This is a genomic window from Pseudomonas sp. P97.38, assembly GCF_001269745.1.
GTDB classification, from domain to species: Bacteria; Pseudomonadota; Gammaproteobacteria; order Pseudomonadales; family Pseudomonadaceae; genus Aquipseudomonas; species Aquipseudomonas chlororaphis_E.
On record NZ_LHVJ01000012.1, the window covers coordinates 59,910 to 77,770 of the forward strand.

Consider the following 17,861-nt stretch of genomic DNA (forward strand, 5'->3'; position numbering starts at 1 on the left):
AGCGAGGGGACACCGAGCCTTGGCGAGGTGCCCAGTGGTGGGGCCAAGCCTTTTTTGCTTACTTTTTTTGGCGTCTGAAAAAAAGTAAGCCGCCGTAAGGGCGGAACCCTAAGCAGCCGTTACCGCAGCAACGGATATGCACTCAATCAACAAAACCCACATCACAAGACCGTCATCGCGAGCAGGCTCACTCCCACAACCACCTACACCCGAAACGCATTGATCAACTGCTTGAGCTGCACCACCTGCGCAGACAACTCACGACTGGCATCTTCCGTCTGGTGCGCCCCTTCAGCGGTACGTTCACCCGCGCGGTTGATCTCGACAATGTTCTGGTCAATGTCATGGGCCACCGCCGTCTGTTGCTCCACGGCCGCGGCGATCTGTTGGTTCTGGTCGACGATCATGCCAACCGCTCCGAGGATATTCTCCAAGGCCTGCTGGACCTTTTCCGACTGACCGACCGTGCCGTTGGCCATCTCATGGCTGGTGCCCATCGCCTTCACCGCCGCCCCCACGCCACCATGCAGGCGGGTGATCATCGCTTCGATTTCCTCGGTCGATTGCTGGGTCCGCTTGGCCAGGGTCCGCACCTCGTCGGCCACCACCGCAAAGCCCCGGCCCTGTTCACCGGCCCGGGCCGCTTCGATGGCGGCGTTGAGCGCCAGCAGGTTGGTCTGCTCGGCAATGCTCTTGATCACATCCAACACCCGGCTGATGGCCTGGCTGTCGGTCGCCAGTTGGTTGATCACCTGCACCGACAGATCGATCTCGCTGGCCAACCGGGCAATGCTGCCCTGCTGGGATTCCACCAGGCCACGACCACTGAGGGTTTCATCGTTGACGCTGTGGGCGCTGCTGACCGCCGCCGCGGCACTGCGGGCCACTTCCTGGGCCGTGGCCGACATCTGGTTCATCGCCGTCGCGACCAGTTCGATCTGGCTGCGCTGTCCGGCAACGGCCTGGTTGCTCTGGGCCGAAACCGTTTCCACCTGTCCGGCCTGGCGCTCGACTTCGGCGACGGTGCGCCCGACCTGTTCGATCAAGTCATGGATTTTCGCCACGGTGCCGTTGAACACCTCGCCCAACTCGCCCAGCTCGTCCTTGCTGCGGGCGACGAAATTGACCGTCATGTCCCCGGCAGCCACCTTGTCCATCATCAGGCCCAGGTGCTGAAGGGTGGTGCGGGTCGAGGCGTAGAAACCGGCGTACAGGTAGAAGATCAGCAGGAACACCGCGGCCAATGCCACGGCTTGCAACACCATGTGGCTGCGGTTCTGCTCCAGGCGATGCTGCAACTGGACCCCGAGAAAGTCCTGGGTCGCCTCATTCAACCGGTACGTCTGCGCCATCAGGCCGCTGACTTGCTCGTAGAAGGCCGGCCACGGCGCATCGAGGGTATCGGCCATGACCACCTGTTCTTCGATCAGCTCACTGGCCTTCTTGAGGCTGGCCTTGCTGCCGTTGGCCTGTTCGGCCAAGGCTTGCCCGGCCGCCTGGCTGGCGCCCAGGGTGTCCTGCAGTTTCACCTCGTATTCACCCTGGAGCTTTTCGATCTGCGCCAGCAATTCATCGAAGCGGGTACTGGACGCCGAATTGAGAAACCCCAACCCCAGCGACGAAGCCCCCAGCGCCCGGCCTTCGCCGAGGATCTGGGTGACTTTCGGGGTCATGCCGACGATCAATTCGCTGAGCTGGCGAATGTCGCTCTGGTTGTCGCGGCTCAACCCCGCCTGGCTGGCAATGATCTGGCTGAACGTCTGCGCACTGTTGAGCAGCTTGCCGATCAGCGCACTCTTGCTCTGCAAGGAGCTTTCCGCCTGCTGGGCCTTGAATGCGGCAATCATTTCGTCGCGCTTGGCATCGAAGGCGTTGACCTGCTCGGGCTCGACCGCCATCGCAGTCATGCCTTGCAGCCGCGCGAGGACCTGTTGTTCGAGGGTGCCGATCTTCGCCTCCACGTCGCCGGCCTTGCCGGACTGCCCGAGGCTGGCGTTGATCTGCACCAGGTTGTTCAGGGTTTCCAGGTCTCGGCGCAGGGCCAGGCTGCTGGCCAACAGGTCGAGGCTTTGCAGCTCCACCTGGGTGCCCTGGAACTCCCGATAGGAATCGCGTACCAGAAAAAAGTTGGTCACCAGCATCGGCACCAGGAACAACACACTGATCAGGCTGAACTTCATGCCGAAGCTCAGGCGGTTCATCAGCGCGACAGCAGGCCAGAGCAAACTCTTCACAAGGAAGCCTCCCGGGAGTGTTCTTATTGTTATGGCTGGCGCACAGAGACAGCAGAAAGCCACCATTCGGGGCGCTGTCCCTATATAGCCTAAATCGGCGGGGAGATTTGTAACTTAAGGTTAACGAGTCACGGGTGACGCCGAGCACTGTGACGAGGGCGCTTGTTCCCGCTCGGACGCCAGGCGGACGTCTTGGGGGAGGTGCTTTGCACCTCAGCGGGAGCGAGCTCCCTCGCCACGAAAATCATGCACGCCGAATCATCTACTCAGGTCAGGCCAGCACCGTCCACAATGCGAACCCGGCATACCAGAGCAACGCCGCGCGCAGCAGCAATTCCCAGAGCCGATCCAGGCTGTTGATGCCGTCCGGCCCGGCCATGGGCTTGGGGATCTCGCCGGCCACCAGGCCGACCTTGTCGATCAGGTCGGCGGCGCTGATGTTCCAGTTCAACAGTTCGTGCAACATCACCCGGCTGACCGCGACGAAGTTGCCCACCAGGGCGAAACTCGCCGCGAGCAGGCGCACCGGCACCCAATCGAAGGCGTGGCGCAGTTGCCCGGCACGCTCGGCGACGCCGGCGTTGTGACTGTGTTCGGCGGCCAGTGCCAGCAGGCGGTAGCTGAGGGCCGCGACCGGACCCAGCAAGAAGTACCAGAAGATCACCGCGAAAAAGCTCTGGTAGGCCTGCCACAGCAGATGCCCCTGGACCCGCTCCAGCAGTTGATCACCGTCGTCGGCTTCAATGTCCAGGTCGCGCTTGGCCACATGGGTGGCCGCTTGCAGATCCTCGCGACGCCAGGCATCGCGAAACGGCCCGAGGTCGGCCAGCAGATCGCCGCGCCCCAGGCTGTAGATCACCACCAGCAAGTGCACCGGCAGCGCCAGCAAGCCATAGGCCACCGGCTCCAGCACCCACAGCAGCAATGCCAGCAACGCCACCGGCAGCAGCACCATCACGACCAACACCAACCACGGCCGATTGACCCAGCGCGGCCTTGCCTCAAGCTTGTTCAGCTCTTGCAGCCAACCGCCATCGCGCTGGACCCGCTGGCGCAGGGCCGAGAACTTCTCGATCCACACCGCCAGCAGCAACACCAGAAAACTCATTGTCCTTCCCCTTCTGTCAGGGCCGCACGATAGCGCGCCCAGTCGAATGCCGGTCCCGGATCGGTCTTGCGTCCCGGGGCAATGTCGCTATGTCCGCAGATGCGTTGCACCGTGATCGCACTGAAAGCCGCTTGCAACTGCCGGGTCAACGCCACCAGGGCCGCGTACTGCGCGTCGGTAAAGGGCAGATCATCGGTGCCCTCCAACTCGATGCCCAGGGAAAAATCATTACAGGTCTCTCGCCCCTCGAAGCACGAGACGCCCGCATGCCACGCCCGGTCCAGGCAAGAGACAAACTGGGTGACGGCGCCGTCACGTTCGATCAAAAAATGTGCAGAGACCCGCAGGTCGGCGATACCGGCAAAGTAAGGGTGCTCCGTGACATCCAGGCGATTCTGGAAGAATTGCTGCACCTTGCCCGTCGCGAATTGGGCCGGTGGCAAGCTGATGTTGTGGATCACCAGCAGGGAGATCTCGCCCTCGGGGCGCGCATTGAAGTTGGGCGAAGGGCAATGACGCACGCCCTCGCACCAACCGCTCGCGGAGTCCAACTGCATACAGGTTCCTTCGAAGACGACGGTGGATGCCGTCAGTATGCCGTGATCGGCCCGCGCTGCGCGATCACTTGCCGCGATTGAGCTGGCGCAGGTTGCCTAGCACCGATTCCAGCGCCCGGTCGAACAACAACGTGTCGTCCAACAGGCGCGCCGCCCCCCGACGAAACTCCAGGGCCAGGCTGGTGCGGCTGTGCTCCAGCACCTTGAGGCCGGTGCGGTTGACGAAGATGTACTGGCCGGTGGCCTCGATGATCGCCGCCAGCTTGCAGCGCAGGGTATTGTCATCCTCTTCCTGGAACTCGACCCAGCTGCCCAGGCGCAGTTGATCGACCTGGATCAGCCCCACGTCATCGGCTGGCAGGCGCACCGCCGCGCTGTCTACCGTGCCTTTATGGGCGGTGCGCAAGACGATTTTCTCCACCACCTCGACCATGACCGGCGAATCCGCCGACGAAGCCTGCGTCTGCGCTTGCCCCATCCGCTCAAGGGCCTGGACGTGCAAGACCTCCAGTTCGCTGAAAAACTCACTGGTGGCAAACGGGTCGAACGCCGAGCGGCTCAGCCCCTCGCGCAAGGCCTTGAGCAACTCCGGTACCATCGCCAGCAAACGCAGGCCGGCATCGGGTTCGTCGTGGGGTTGGACACTCCAGATCAACCGCTCCAGGGTCAGGACGTCGGCCTGCCACTCGGCCGAATACTTGCCATGCTTGAAACAAGTCAGCAGGAGCACCTGGCTCCAGGCCTGCAGAACGAACTCCACCACGGCCTGGGGCAAGACTTTGCCCAGCATCACCTGATTCAGCGCGCCCTCGACCCGCAAGCGTGCCAGCTCGGCCTTGGCGCGTCCTTCCTCGGCATCGCGGATGCGCTGTTCGAGCAGCTCGCTGCGGCGGCGCTCGTCACTGGTGAAAGCGAGGAAATCGGCAAGCAGTTCAGAAAAGATCGCCGGGTCGTCGACGTAATCGTTCAACAGGCGTTGCACCACCTGCTCGATACGCAGGTAGAGCGCGTCGCGCTGATGGTCGTCGCAATCGCCCCAACCCATGGCGGCGGCGGCAATTTCGTTGAGCAACCGCCGGGCAGGATGGTTGCCGCGGCTGAAGAAACTCTTGTCCTGCACCGCGACCTTGAGCATCGGGATCTGCAGGCGGCCGATCAAGGCCTTGAAGGAATCCGGCAGGTTGTGGTCGTCGAGGATGAACTCGAACATCATCGAGATCAGGTTGATGACGTCTTCATCCGCGTCTTCGACCACCCGGGACTTGCCGCTGCGGACACTGACCCGCGTCAGCAACTGCTCCAGCTGGCTGCGCAGGTCGAATTCGTCCTGGACGGTGGGCGCGTACTGCTGCAAATGGGACAGCAGTCGCAGCAGGTCGCGAGTGGAGATCGGCTGGGCCGGCGCGCTGGCTTCCAGGGTCGGCGCCACGCTGCCGCGCACCTGCATCAACAGCTTCTGCAACGCCGCGAACACCTCCTGCACACTGTCATCGACCTCGGCCGACCTGGGCTTGGCCATCGTATCGGCCTTGGGCCGTGGGGCCTCGTCGAGACGATCCGAAGCGCGCCGTGACGGCGCGGCCTTGAGCTCCGGCAGGATACCGGTGGCCGCCAGCAACTGGTTGGCTTCGGCGTAGAGCGGGTCGCACTCGCTGAGCACATAGCGTTCGAAAAGCTTGAGCAGGATCAGCTTGACCTTGATCCCCACGCCCAGGTTGCGCCCGGCTTGCAGGAAGTTCTCGCACAGCAGCGCGGGGCTCAGGGGGTTTTGCGGGTTGCCCAGCGGCCGGGCCAGCAACGCACTGAGCCGGGCGGTCAATTGTTCGAGCGCCAGGCCATCACGCTTGAGCACCCGGGTGACCATGGCCTCGACGGCCAGGTGTCGCTCCAATTCGTCTTGAGAAAGCTGGGGCGAGGCGCTGCAAGCCTGGATGGGCGCGAGGGTGGCCTGGGTGACGTCGTATTGGGCAAGGCTGACGAAGGCCTCGAAGAACTGCTCGATGAATTCACGTTCGATGCTTTTGCGCTTCAGGCGCAGGTCGCGCATGGCTTCGAAGAACAGGTTCTGCTCGATGTCGTCGCGTGCCCGGTCGGCCATTTCAAACAGGGTGTCGTCGGCGTTATCGAACAGCCCTTGCAGGCCCACGCGCAACTGCTGCGCGGCCTTGTCGCGAACCTGAAGCAGAATCACCGGCAGGCGCGGGAGCGGCGAACGATTCGCCTGATCGGCAGATACCTTGTGTAAAGGCACTACATTCCCGTCATTGTGCATCCTGGCCTCCTGGAACGGTGGTCTTCGGCTGGCGACGTCAAAGACATGACGTCAATCGAAAGGCGGATTATCGACCAAAAGAACGGTGTCGCACCAGAGGGTGCTGTGATCCCGCTCGAAATACCGCGCATCAAGTGACCCGAGAAATGCGTAAACGTTGCGAAGACGCGACCAAATGCAGGTTTGATTAGGCGCAGTCGCCTGCCAGCGCCTTGGGTTCGTTCATGGCCTGGCCCTATAATCGGACCACTTTGTTTGTGGAGCCTGTTATGCCGAATCTACGTCTCGCCGATCTGACCGTTGAAATCGAAGCCAATGTGCGCCGTGCGTTGCTCGAAGACATCGGCAGCGGCGACATCACCGCGCAACTGATCCCCGCCGAACGCCTGGCCAAGGCCACCATCATCACCCGCGACGCCGCCGTCATCAGCGGCACGGCCTGGGTCGATGCCGTGTTCCGGCAACTGGACCCGCGCGTCGCGGTGCATTGGCAGGTGCGCGACGGCGACCGGGTGAGCCCCGACCAGGCGCTGTTCCACCTCGAAGGCCCGGCGCGCTCGCTGCTGACCGGCGAGCGCAGCGCGCTGAACTTCCTGCAGATGCTCTCGGGCGTCGCCACGCGGGCCCGCTACCTGGCCGATTTTGTCGCCGACACCCAGGTCAAGCTGCTGGACACCCGCAAAACCCTGCCCGGGCTGCGCCTGGCGCAGAAGTACGCAGTCACCTGCGGCGGCTGCCACAACCACCGCATCGGCTTGTACGACGCCTTCCTGATCAAGGAAAACCACATCGCCGCCTGCGGCGGGATCGCACAGGCCATTGCGGCCGCCCACAAGATCGCCCCGGGCAAACCGGTGGAGGTCGAAGTGGAAAGCCTGGCGGAATTGAAGGAAGCGCTGGCGGCCAATGCCGACATCATCATGCTCGACGAACTGAGCCTGGACGACATGCGTGAAGCCGTGCGCCTGAACAGCGGCAAGGCGAAGCTGGAGGCCAGCGGCGGGATCAGCGAAAGCACATTGCGCCCGATTGCCGAGACCGGGGTGGACTACATCTCGATCGGAGCGATGACCAAGGATGTGAAGGCTGTGGACCTGTCGATGCGGCTCAGTCTCTGAGCAGCTTCAAGCCGCAAGCTACAAGCTGCAAGCTGTTCCGTGCTTGGCTTGTAGCTTGTTGCTTGTTGCTAAACGACTAGATTATTCATCTCGCAGTACTCATCCCACTCCACTCCCAACACCTCGGCCGCCTCCTTGTGCAATGCAAGGCGCTGCGCCTCGAATTCTTCAGGTGTGCTGGTGTACTTGAGCGTCAACTCCCAAGGTTGCAGCCCCTGGGCTTCGGCCTCGTCCTCGAACGCCCATTGGAGCTGGTCTTTCTGCTCGTCAGCGCTCAGGTTCTTGATTTCTTCCAGTAACTGAGGCGTGTCCAGGGCGTATTTGCGCAGTGCTTCTTCGTGTCTGGCTTCTTGCGTCAGTTCTTTAGCGGTCATGTCGTTCTCGTTGATCGGAGGAATGGAGGATGGATCTGGATCATCAAGGATCTCTCTGCCGCAGAAAACCGTTAGAAGCCCGGTTTACCTGGCCTTCAGAACCATTCGGGGATCATCTGAAAACTGCTGGGCGATCTTCGTGCCGGGACGAATATAGGACGTTTTGCCGACGATTTACACGGCTCTTTACATCTGCCCTACAAAACATAGGCCATAAACGCGGAGATAAGCTGGGAACAACCATCAGAATTTCCAGTCATAGCGATGTGCCATGTCGGCACCTCACAAGGAACCCAGTGATGCGCAGCTTTTGCATTTTGCCTTCATTTCACGTCGGCGTTGCCACCCTGTTGCTCGGCAATATGATCCTGGCAGGCACAGCCCAAGCAGCTGTCGAAACCGACTCTGGTTACACATTGCCCTCCGATACCATTCCAGCCCTGCGCAGCTCATTCAACAAGGACTTGCTCTTCAAGACCAATATCAGCGTCGGCGTTCTGGAAGAACTGCCAAAAAATGTAAAGGCCAACACCACTGAACTGGAGGAGCAGAAACGCACCCTCACCGAGCAAGCCCGCCAGATTGAAGAACTCAAGCGCAGCGGTGGCTCGAGCTCCAGTTCGAGCAACAAGGAAATCGAAGAACTCAAGCGTACCGTCAAGGAACAGGAGCAAGACCTGCGCGACCTTGGCAAGCAGGTGGAAGACCTCAAGCGCAACAGCGGTTCCAGTTCGAACTCGAACAGCAGTGAAATCTCGACGCTTAAACGGGAGTTGAGTGATCAGGATCGGGAAATGGACCAGCTCAAACGCACGGTCGAGGAACTGAGCAGGAAGGTGAAGTAGCGAGGGTAATCGTGCCCGAGACAGGAATCGAACCTGCGACCTTCGCGTTACGAGTGCGCTGCTCTACCGACTGAGCTACACGGGCGGTGGCTAAACCTAGCATCGTCCCCTGTAGCCAGGCAACCGGCGCCGGAAGATTTTTCGACCCACAGCAAAACGCCCCGAACCAGTCGGGGCGTTTGCTTGTTCAGCGGTCAGGCGTGGGGGTGATTAAACGCCCGATGCCTTGGCTGCTGCGACGTCCTTGATGGACAGCTTGATACGGCCGCGGTTGTCCACGTCCAGCACCAGCACTTCCACTTCCTGGCCTTCCTTGAGGATGTCGGTCACTTTCTCGACGCGAGCATCGCTCAGCATGGAGATGTGAACCAGACCGTCCTTGCCCGGCAGGATGTTGACGAAGGCGCCGAAGTCGACGATGCGCTCGACCTTGCCGACGTAGATCTTGCCGATCTCGGCTTCTGCGGTAATGCCCAGGACGCGCTGGCGAGCTGCTTCTGCCGCTTCCTTGGTTTCGCCGAAGATCTTGATCGAACCGTCGTCTTCGATGTCGATCGAAGCCTTGGTTTCTTCGCAGATCGCACGAATGGTCGCGCCGCCTTTACCGATAACATCACGGATTTTGTCGGTGTCGATCTTCATCGCGATCATGGTCGGAGCGTTTTCCGACAGCTCGGTACGGGACTGACCGATGATCTGGTTCATCTGACCGAGGATGTTCAGGCGAGCTTCCAGGGCCTGGCCCAGGGCGATCTCCATGATTTCTTCGGTGATGCCCTTGATCTTGATGTCCATCTGCAGTGCGGTGACGCCTTTGGCGGTACCGGCCACTTTGAAGTCCATGTCGCCCAGGTGGTCTTCGTCACCCAGGATGTCGGTCAGGACGGCAAACTTCTCGCCTTCTTTAACCAGACCCATGGCGATACCGGCAACCGGTGCCTTCATCGGCACACCGGCGTCCATCAGGGCCAGGGAAGCGCCGCAGACCGAAGCCATCGAGCTCGAACCGTTGGACTCGGTGATTTCCGATACCACGCGAATGGTGTACGGGAACACGTCGGCAGCCGGCAGCATGGCCTGGACCGAACGACGCGCCAGGCGACCGTGACCGATTTCGCGGCGACCGGCGCCACCCATGCGACCACACTCGCCGACCGAGAACGGTGGGAAGTTGTAGTGCAGCATGAACGGGTCTTTCTTTTCGCCTTCCAGGGTGTCCAGCAGTTGCGCGTCACGGGCGGTACCCAGTGTTGCAACGACCAGGGCCTGGGTTTCGCCACGGGTGAACAGCGCCGAACCGTGGGTCTTTGGCAGCACGCCGACTTCGATATTCAGCGGACGTACGGTGCGGGTGTCGCGACCGTCGATACGCGGCTTGCCGTTGACGATGTTTTCGCGAACGGTGCGGTACTCGATTTCACCGAAAGCGGCTTTGACTTCAGCGGCGGACGGCTGGCCTTCTTCACCGGACAGCTTGGCGACGACCTGGTCCTTCAGCTCGCCCAGGCGCGCGTAGCGGTCAGCCTTGACGGTGATGGTGTAGGCCTGGGAGATCGCGTCGCCGAACTCGGCACGGATCGCGCCCAGCAGCTCGGTGGCTTCGGCTTGCGGAGCCCAGCTCCAGGTTGGCTTGGCGGCTTCGGCGGCCAGTTCCTTGACGGCGTTGATCACCACCTGGAACTCGTCGTGGGCGAACAGGACAGCGCCCAGCATCTGGTCTTCGGTCAGTTCCTTGGCTTCGGATTCAACCATCAGCACGGCTTCGGAAGTACCGGCAACGACCATGTCCAGGCTCGAGGCCTGCAGTTGCTCGTAGGTTGGGTTCAGCAGGTAGCCGGTGCTTTCGTGGAACGCCACGCGGGCAGCGCCGATCGGGCCATCGAAAGGAATGCCGGAGATGGCCAGGGCAGCCGAGGTACCGATCATCGCAGCGATGTCCGGATCGGTCTTCTTGCTGGTGGACACGACGGTGCAGACAACCTGCACTTCGTTCATGAAGCCTTCTGGGAACAGCGGACGGATCGGGCGGTCGATCAGTCGGGAAGTCAGGGTTTCTTTCTCGGAAGGACGGCCTTCGCGCTTGAAGAAACCGCCAGGGATCTTACCGGCAGCGTAAGTCTTTTCCTGGTAGTGGACAGACAGAGGGAAGAAGCCCTTGCCTGGATCGGCTTGCTTGGCACCGACAACGGTCACCAATACGCTGACGTCGTCGTCAACGGTGACCAGCACTGCGCCGGAGGCCTGACGGGCGATACGGCCAGTCTCGAGGGTAACGGTCGACTGACCGAACTGGAATTTCTTGATTACCGGGTTCACGGTGTCCTACCTTCTTTGTGGCTCTTGGGGAACTTGTCTTCTTGCGAAATTCTTGGGCAGCGCGGGGAATCGGCCCAACCACTGTCCAGATAAAACTTGAGGCTGGAAGCCTGCCCATTGCCGACGCAAGGCGCGGGCAACCGACAGACAACCAACCTCATAGCGCAATCGCTGATTAGCGACGCAGGCCCAGGCGGCCGATCAAGGTGCTGTAACGATTAACGTCTTTGCCCTTGAGGTAGTCCAGCAGCTTACGACGCTGGTTTACCATGCGGATCAGACCACGACGGGAGTGGTGGTCTTTACCGTTGGCCTTGAAGTGACCTTGCAGTTTGTTGATGTTGGCGGTCAGCAGTGCAACTTGCACTTCTGGCGAACCAGTATCACCAACAGCCTGCTGGTAGTCGGTCACGATCTGAGCTTTTTCTTCAACGCTGAGTGCCATGTGGCTTTCCTCTTGTGAGGTACCGTTTCCAGGGAAACCGTACCAACAGGCCAGGGACAAATCCCTGTATCTATAAATGAGTCGTGACCGTGCCTGTTAACAGCCACACTCGCCCGCCTGCTGTTACCCAGGCGGGTTCCGGTCATTCCGACCGAATCAATCGACGCGGCGCAATGCGCCCGTCTTCGCTCACTTCACCGATACCGATGAAGCGACCGTTGTGATCCTGTACCCGGACCATGCCGAACTTCGGCGCATCCGGGGCACGTACTGGCTGGCCGTTGAGCCAGTAGAACGCACTGTGTTCCGAGAACTGCAGCAGCGGCCAATCCAGCAGACCGCTGTCCGATGGCATCAGGAAGCGGTCGACCGCTTCGTTGCCGCCTTCGGCATGCACGGCCTCTAGCTCTTCCAGCGTGACCGTCTGGGCCAGCGTGAAAGGACCGGCCTGGGTCCGTCGCAGCTCTGCCACGTACGCACCACAGCCCAACTGCTCGCCAATATCCTCGACCAGCGTGCGGATATAGGTGCCTTTGCTGCAATCCACGGCCAGCCGCGCAGTATTACCGTCGAAGGCCAGCAATTCCAAGCGCGCAATAGTAACAGAACGCGGTTCGCGCTCCACTACTTCGCCTGCACGGGCCAGTTTGTACAACGGCTGCCCATCACGCTTCAAGGCGGAGTACATCGGCGGTATCTGACTGATTTGCCCACGAAAACCTGGCAGCACAGCTTCGATATCAGCCTGACCAACGGTCACCGGACGCTCACGCAGAACCTCACCTTCGGCATCCGCCGTGGTGGTGGTCTTGCCCAACTGCGCCAGGGTTTCATAACCCTTGTCGGAATCGAGCAGGTACTGGGAGAACTTGGTCGCCTCGCCAAAGCACAGCGGCAGCACGCCGGTGGCCAGTGGGTCGAGGCTGCCGGTGTGCCCGGCCTTCTCGGCGTTGAGCAACCAGCGAACCTTCTGCAGTGCCGCATTGGAGGTAAACCCCAGCGGCTTGTCGAGCAGGATGATGCCGCTGACGTTGCGGCGGATACGTTTGACCTGGGCCACCGATTACTCCTTGGAGTCTTCGGGTTCAGCCGCGTGCTGGCTGTCTTCGGCCACCGCGCGTTCGATCAGCGCCGACAGGTGCGCGCCCCGCACGACGCTTTCGTCGTAGTGGAAGTGCAACTGTGGAACGCTGCGCAGCTTCATTTCACGGGCCAACTGCATGCGCAGGAAACCGGCGGCCGAGTTGAGCACCTTGATGCTCTGGGCGATTTCCTCGGCGCCGTCCTGGCCCATCACGGTAATGAAAATCTTCGCATGACCGACGTCACGGCTGACTTCCACAGCGGTAATGGTGACCAGGCCGACACGCGGGTCCTTGACTTCGCGGCGGATCAACTGGGCCAGCTCGCGCTGCATCTGATCGCCGATTCGTTGGGTACGGCTGTATTCTTTTGCCATGTCTTGTTACCTGTTACTGCCCTACGGGAAACCCGCAAGGTCTGAAAGCGGCAAACGCCCGGCCTGGCGAAAGCCGGACCGGGCGTTGCGTTTAGAGTCCGCCAGCGCGGCAGCGCATGTTCATGCGGCTGCCCGTTGCGGCTCTTGAAGTACGCGAGTCAGAGGCTGCGAGCAACCTGGACCTTCTCGAAGACTTCGATCTTGTCGCCGACCTTGACGTCGTTGTAGCTCTTGACGCCAATACCGCATTCCATGCCGGCACGGACTTCGGAAGCGTCATCCTTGAAGCGACGCAGCGATTCCAGCTCGCCTTCGAAGATCACGATGTCTTCACGCAGTACACGGATCGGACGGTTACGGTGAACGACACCCTCGATCACCATGCAACCGGCGATGGCACCAAACTTCGGCGAACGGAACACATCGCGAACTTCGGCCACGCCCAGGATGTTCTCCCGCACGTCGCTGCCCAGCATACCGGTCAGGGCTTTCTTGACGTCTTCGATGATGTCGTAGATCACGTTGTAGTAACGCATATCCAGACCTTCCTGCTCGACGATCTTGCGCGCGCCGGCATCGGCACGCACGTTGAAGCCGAACAGTACCGCGTTGGAAGCCAGGGCCAGGTTGGCATCGGACTCGGTGATACCACCGACACCGCCGCCGACCACGCGCACTTGCACTTCGTCGTTGCCCAGGCCGTTGAGAGCGCCTTGCAAGGCTTCCAGGGAACCACGGACGTCGGATTTGAGGACGATGTTGAGCGTCTTCTTCTCTTCCTGGCCCATGTTCTCGAAGATGTTTTCCAGCTTGCCGGCATGTGCGCGAGCCAGTTTGACTTCGCGGAACTTGCCTTGACGGAACAGCGCGACTTCACGGGCTTTCTTCTCGTCAGCCACAACGCTCATCTCGTCGCCAGCGTCCGGGGTGCCGTCCAGGCCGAGGATCTCGACCGGGATAGCCGGACCGGCTTCCTTGATGGGCTTGCCGTTCTCGTCGAGCATGGCGCGCACGCGGCCATAGTTCGAGCCGACCAGCACCATGTCGCCCTGACGCAGCGTACCGTCCTGAACCAGGACCGTCGCCACCGGGCCGCGGCCCTTGTCCAGGCGCGATTCAACCACCACACCACGGCCAGGGGCCGACGGAGTGGCGGTCAGTTCGAGCACTTCGGCCTGCAGCAATACCGCTTCGAGCAATTCGTCGACGCCGGTACCCATCTTCGCCGAAACCGGTACGAACGGGGTGTCGCCGCCCCAGTCTTCGGAGGTCACGCCGTGAGCCGACAATTCGCTGCGGATGCGATCCAGGTCAGCACCCGGCTTGTCGATCTTGTTCACCGCAACCACCAGTGGTACGCCAGCAGCCTGGGCATGCTGAACGGCTTCGATGGTTTGCGGCATCACGCCGTCGTCCGCCGCGACCACCAGGATCACGATGTCGGTCGCCTTGGCACCACGAGCACGCATTGCGGTAAACGCGGCGTGACCCGGGGTGTCGAGGAAGGTGACCATGCCGCGTTCGGTTTCAACGTGGTATGCACCGATGTGCTGGGTGATGCCGCCGGCTTCGCCCGCAGCTACCTTGGCACGACGGATGTAGTCGAGCAGCGAGGTCTTACCGTGGTCAACGTGACCCATGACGGTCACGACCGGCGCGCGTGGAACCGCTTCACCTTCGAACTTCAGGGACTCGGCCAGGGAATCTTCCAGGGCGGTGTCGCTGACCAGGGTCACTTTGTGGCCCAGTTCTTCGGCAACCAGTTGGGCAGTTTCCTGGTCCAGTACCTGGTTGATGGTGGCCGGGGTACCCAGCTTGAACATGAACTTGATGATTTCAGCAGCCTTGACCGACATCTGCTGGGCCAGGTCGCCCACGGTGATGGTCTCGCCGATCTTCACTTCACGCACGACAGGGCCGGTTGGGCTCTGGAAACCGTGGGCGTTGCGTTTCTTCAGCTTGGCCTTGCCGCGACCGCCGCGACGGAAGCCATCGCTTTCTTCGTCGGTGGTACGTGGCGCAACACGAGGTGCCGGCGCCTTTTCCTTGACCGAGGCACGGTGAGGCGCGTTCTTGCGCTCGCCATCACCACCGCCACCGCCACGACGGTTGTCGTCGGCACGTGGTTTGTCGGGACGACGCTGCTCGTCGCGCTTGCGGGTATCGGCCGCAGGTGCTGGAGCAGGCGCAACGACCGGCGCGCTTTCACGCACAGGCTCGGCCGCCGGGGCAGGTGCCGCAACAGCTTCGACCGGCTCGGGTTGCGCAGCAGCAGGCTGGCGACGCGCTTCTTCTTCGGCGCGACGCTTGGCTTCTTCTTCAGCCTTCTGGCGGGCAGCATTTTCTACTGCGCGACGTTCTTCAAGCTCGCGCTTGCGCTCGGCTTCGATTTCTTCCGGGCTACGCTGTACGAAGACTTTCTTCTTGCGTACTTCGACACTGATGCTTTTGCTACCGGCAACACGCAGGGTGCTGGTGGTCTTACGCTGCAGAGTGATCTTGCGTGGTTCTTCCACTTTAGCCTTGTGACTGCTCTTCAAGTGAGTCAGCAGGGATTGCTTCTCACTGTCGGTCACATGTTCCTCGGCGGCGGTGTGCGGCAGACCTGCCTCACGCATCTGCTGCAACAGGCGCTCTACCGGTGTTTTGACCTCATCGGCCAGTTGTTTCACCGTGACTTGCGTCATGCACTTCTCTCCTCAGGCCGCGCCTATTACTCGAACCAGTGGGCTCGGGCGGCCATGATCAACTTGCCGGCACGATCATCGTCAATGCCGTCGATGTCGAGCAGGTCGTCAATAGACTGCTCGGCCAGGTCTTCGCGGGTAATTACGCCGCGCACCGCCAGTTCCATCGCCAAATCCTTGTCCATGCCCTCAAGCGAGAGCAGGTCTTCGGCCGGATGGGCGTCTGCCAGCTTTTCCTCAGTAGCGATGGCTTTGGTCAACAAGCGATCCTTGGCCCGAGCGCGAAGCTCGTTGACGATTTCCTCGTCAAAGCCGTCGATGTTGAGCATCTCCTCCACCGGTACGTAGGCAATCTCTTCCAGGCTGGTAAAGCCTTCATCCACCAGCACCTGTGCCAGCTCTTCATCGACTTCAAGCTCTTCGATGAAGTTGCGCAGGATGTCGCCGGTTTCAGCTTGCTGCTTAGCCTGGATGTCCGATTCGGTCATCACGTTCAGGGTCCAGCCAGTCAACTGGCTCGCCAGACGCACGTTCTGACCGCCGCGACCAATGGCCTGAGCCAGGTTGTCTGCGCCAACGGCGATGTCCATGGCATGGGCATCTTCGTCGACGATAATTGCCGCCACTTCAGCAGGCGACATGGCATTGATCACGAACTGAGCCGGGTTGTCGTCCCACAGGACGATGTCCACACGCTCGCCGCCCAACTCGCCGGATACGGCCTGGACACGCGAACCGCGCATGCCGATACAGGCGCCTTGCGGGTCGATGCGCTTGTCCTTGGAGCGGACCGCGATCTTGGCACGCGAACCCGGATCACGGGAGGCAGCCATGACTTCGATCAGGCCTTCGGCAATTTCCGGCACTTCGATGCGGAACAACTCGATCAGCATTTCCGGCGCTGTACGCGACAGGATCAACTGCGGGCCGCGGTTCTCGGTGCGGATTTCCTTGAGCAGCGCACGCAGGCGCACGCCGACACGGAAAGTCTCGCGGGAAATGATGTCTTCACGGGCCAGCAACGCTTCGGCGTTGTTGCCCAGGTCGACGATCACGTTGTCGCGGGTAACTTTTTTCACGGTGCCGGAGATGATTTCCCCGAGGCGCTCGCGGTAGGCGTCGACCACTTGTGCACGCTCGGCCTCGCGAACTTTCTGCACGATGACCTGCTTGGCGGTCTGTGCAGCAATGCGGCCGAACTCGATGGACTCGATCTTCTCTTCGACGACATCACCGACCTTGGCGCCCGGATGCGTTTGCGCAACCTTGCTCGGCCAGGTTTCGATAGCCGGATCGTCCAGGTCAGCTTCCTCGACGACCGTCCAGCGACGGAATGTCTCGTAGGCACCCGTGTGGCGATTGATCTCCACACGCAAATCAACTTCGTCTTCAAACCGCTTCTTGGTAGCAGTGGCCAGGGCCAGCTCCAGCGCTTCAAAAATCACGTTAGCCGGTACGCCCTTTTCATTGGATACCGACTCAACAACCAGCAGTACTTCTTTGCTCATCGTACGCCTCGCCTTTCGCAAGCCATTGGATCCGCGGGATCCGCAGTATCTGGCACGTATCAGTCAAAACTGGGAATAATGTTGGCCTTGTCGATCATATCGATCGGCAACAGGAACTCATGGTCATCTACCTGCACCACGACATCCTGTTCTTCTATACCGCGCAGAAGGCCTTGGAAGTTGCGTCGACCTTCGAAAGGCGAACGCAGCCTGATCTTCACTTGTTCACCGGCAAACGAAGCAAACTGTTCAAGGGTGAACAGCGGGCGTTCCATGCCAGGCGAGGAAACTTCAAGGGTATATTCGGAGGCGATTGGATCTTCAACATCCAGTACACCGCTGATCTGACGGCTGACGATGGCGCAATCGTCCACCAACACGCCGCCTTCCTTATCGATATAAACGCGCAACAGTGAGTGGCGACCTTGAGCCGAAAACTCAATACCCCAGCATTCATAGCCAAGGGCCACGACCACCGGGGCCAACAAGGCCTGCAACTGTTCTAGCTTGCTCGACACCTGAACCCCCTCGTGCATGTTTGTGCATGCTGTGCAAATAAAAAAAAATGGGCGAATCGCCCATCCCTGAAACGCCGTCAAGCAACGGCGCTATAAAGTGTCCAGCTAACAAAAAGCCCCTTGGAAGGGGCCTCTGAAACTGGTTGCGGGAGCCGGATTTGAACCGACGACCTTCGGGTTATGAGCCCGACGAGCTACCAGACTGCTCCATCCCGCGACAAAGCTGGGGCGGAAGTATACGACCGATCCATTACAGGGTCAATGTAACCCTTCCACCTACAAGAAAGCCCGCAATTGCGGGCTCTCCTGATAATTGGTACCGAGAAGGGGACTCGAACCCCTACACCCTATGGGCACAACCACCTCAAGGTTGCGTGTCTACCAATTCCACCACCTCGGCAATACAGCGTTTGAAACCTT

The 17,861-nt window shown here is 60.8% G+C and carries 14 protein-coding genes, 3 tRNA genes and 1 pseudogene; 2 read left to right on the forward strand and 16 right to left on the reverse strand.

Annotated elements, in window-relative coordinates; translation table 11 throughout:
- Window positions 1-203: 203 nt before the first annotated feature.
- The 5 genes and pseudogenes from AD664_RS28145 to AD664_RS07350 form a co-directional block, all read right to left on the reverse strand.
- A complete protein-coding gene (locus AD664_RS28145) occupies window positions 204-1,133 on the reverse strand; it encodes a methyl-accepting chemotaxis protein (protein WP_371260951.1) in 930 nt (309 codons plus the stop codon).
- Window positions 1,110-2,300, reverse strand: a pseudogene (locus AD664_RS28150) (methyl-accepting chemotaxis protein); the annotation flags it as partial. The gene AD664_RS28145 and the pseudogene AD664_RS28150, both read right to left, overlap by 24 nt.
- Window positions 2,301-2,505: 205 nt before the next feature.
- Window positions 2,506-3,342 (reverse strand): regulatory signaling modulator protein AmpE, encoded by an 837-nt coding sequence (gene ampE / locus AD664_RS07340; protein WP_053145615.1) that lies wholly within the window; start codon window positions 3,340-3,342, stop codon window positions 2,506-2,508.
- On the reverse strand, window positions 3,339-3,899 hold the full coding sequence (gene ampD, locus AD664_RS07345) for a 1,6-anhydro-N-acetylmuramyl-L-alanine amidase AmpD (protein ID WP_042728713.1): 561 nt from the start codon (window positions 3,897-3,899) through the stop codon (window positions 3,339-3,341). Before ampD ends, ampE begins: the two co-directional genes overlap by 4 nt.
- A gap of 64 nt (window positions 3,900-3,963) precedes the next feature.
- Window positions 3,964-6,171, reverse strand: coding sequence for a DUF1631 domain-containing protein (locus AD664_RS07350; RefSeq protein ID WP_042728712.1), 2,208 nt, complete (start codon window positions 6,169-6,171; stop codon window positions 3,964-3,966).
- Between the two features lie 269 nt (window positions 6,172-6,440).
- On the opposite strand from AD664_RS07350, the gene nadC reads away from it, so the two are divergent.
- On the forward strand, window positions 6,441-7,289 hold the full coding sequence (gene nadC, locus AD664_RS07355) for a carboxylating nicotinate-nucleotide diphosphorylase (protein ID WP_053145617.1): 849 nt from the start codon (window positions 6,441-6,443) through the stop codon (window positions 7,287-7,289).
- Between the two features lie 68 nt (window positions 7,290-7,357).
- Here nadC and AD664_RS07360 read toward each other — a convergent pair whose 3' ends face one another.
- Complete coding sequence (locus tag AD664_RS07360) at window positions 7,358-7,663, reverse strand: DUF6388 family protein (RefSeq protein ID WP_042728710.1); 306 nt, start codon at window positions 7,661-7,663, stop codon at window positions 7,358-7,360.
- Window positions 7,664-7,962: 299 nt separating this feature from the next.
- Here AD664_RS07360 and AD664_RS07365 point away from each other — a divergent pair, with 299 nt between their 5' ends.
- Complete coding sequence (locus AD664_RS07365; RefSeq protein ID WP_042728709.1) at window positions 7,963-8,508, forward strand: hypothetical protein; 546 nt, start codon at window positions 7,963-7,965, stop codon at window positions 8,506-8,508.
- Window positions 8,509-8,520: 12 nt separating this feature from the next.
- Here the strand turns inward: AD664_RS07365 and AD664_RS07370 are convergent.
- The 10 genes from AD664_RS07370 to AD664_RS07415 form a co-directional block, all read right to left on the reverse strand.
- Window positions 8,521-8,593, reverse strand: a tRNA-Thr gene (locus AD664_RS07370).
- Window positions 8,594-8,718: 125 nt separating this feature from the next.
- Complete coding sequence (gene pnp / locus AD664_RS07375) at window positions 8,719-10,824, reverse strand: polyribonucleotide nucleotidyltransferase (protein ID WP_042728708.1); 2,106 nt, start codon at window positions 10,822-10,824, stop codon at window positions 8,719-8,721.
- 175 nt (window positions 10,825-10,999) lie between these two features.
- A complete protein-coding gene (gene rpsO / locus AD664_RS07380; RefSeq protein ID WP_039592311.1) occupies window positions 11,000-11,269 on the reverse strand; it encodes a 30S ribosomal protein S15 in 270 nt (89 codons plus the stop codon).
- Window positions 11,270-11,411: 142 nt separating this feature from the next.
- A complete protein-coding gene (gene truB / locus AD664_RS07385) occupies window positions 11,412-12,329 on the reverse strand; it encodes a tRNA pseudouridine(55) synthase TruB (RefSeq protein ID WP_024779941.1) in 918 nt (305 codons plus the stop codon).
- 3 nt (window positions 12,330-12,332) lie between these two features.
- Window positions 12,333-12,728, reverse strand: a complete 396-nt coding sequence (rbfA, locus tag AD664_RS07390; protein ID WP_042728707.1) for a 30S ribosome-binding factor RbfA — start codon at window positions 12,726-12,728, stop codon at window positions 12,333-12,335.
- 158 nt (window positions 12,729-12,886) lie between these two features.
- Window positions 12,887-15,415 carry a translation initiation factor IF-2 gene (gene infB / locus AD664_RS07395; protein ID WP_053145619.1) on the reverse strand — a complete coding sequence of 843 codons (2,529 nt, stop codon included), beginning with the start codon at window positions 15,413-15,415 and terminating at the stop codon, window positions 12,887-12,889.
- A 26-nt stretch (window positions 15,416-15,441) separates the two neighbouring features.
- Window positions 15,442-16,923, reverse strand: a complete 1,482-nt coding sequence (gene nusA, locus AD664_RS07400; protein WP_042728705.1) for a transcription termination factor NusA — start codon at window positions 16,921-16,923, stop codon at window positions 15,442-15,444.
- A gap of 59 nt (window positions 16,924-16,982) precedes the next feature.
- On the reverse strand, window positions 16,983-17,441 hold the full coding sequence (gene rimP / locus AD664_RS07405; protein WP_042728716.1) for a ribosome maturation factor RimP: 459 nt from the start codon (window positions 17,439-17,441) through the stop codon (window positions 16,983-16,985).
- 140 nt (window positions 17,442-17,581) lie between these two features.
- Window positions 17,582-17,658: transfer RNA gene (locus tag AD664_RS07410), tRNA-Met, on the reverse strand.
- Window positions 17,659-17,755: 97 nt separating this feature from the next.
- Window positions 17,756-17,841 (reverse strand) — tRNA-Leu (locus tag AD664_RS07415).
- Window positions 17,842-17,861: the final 20 nt, after the last annotated feature.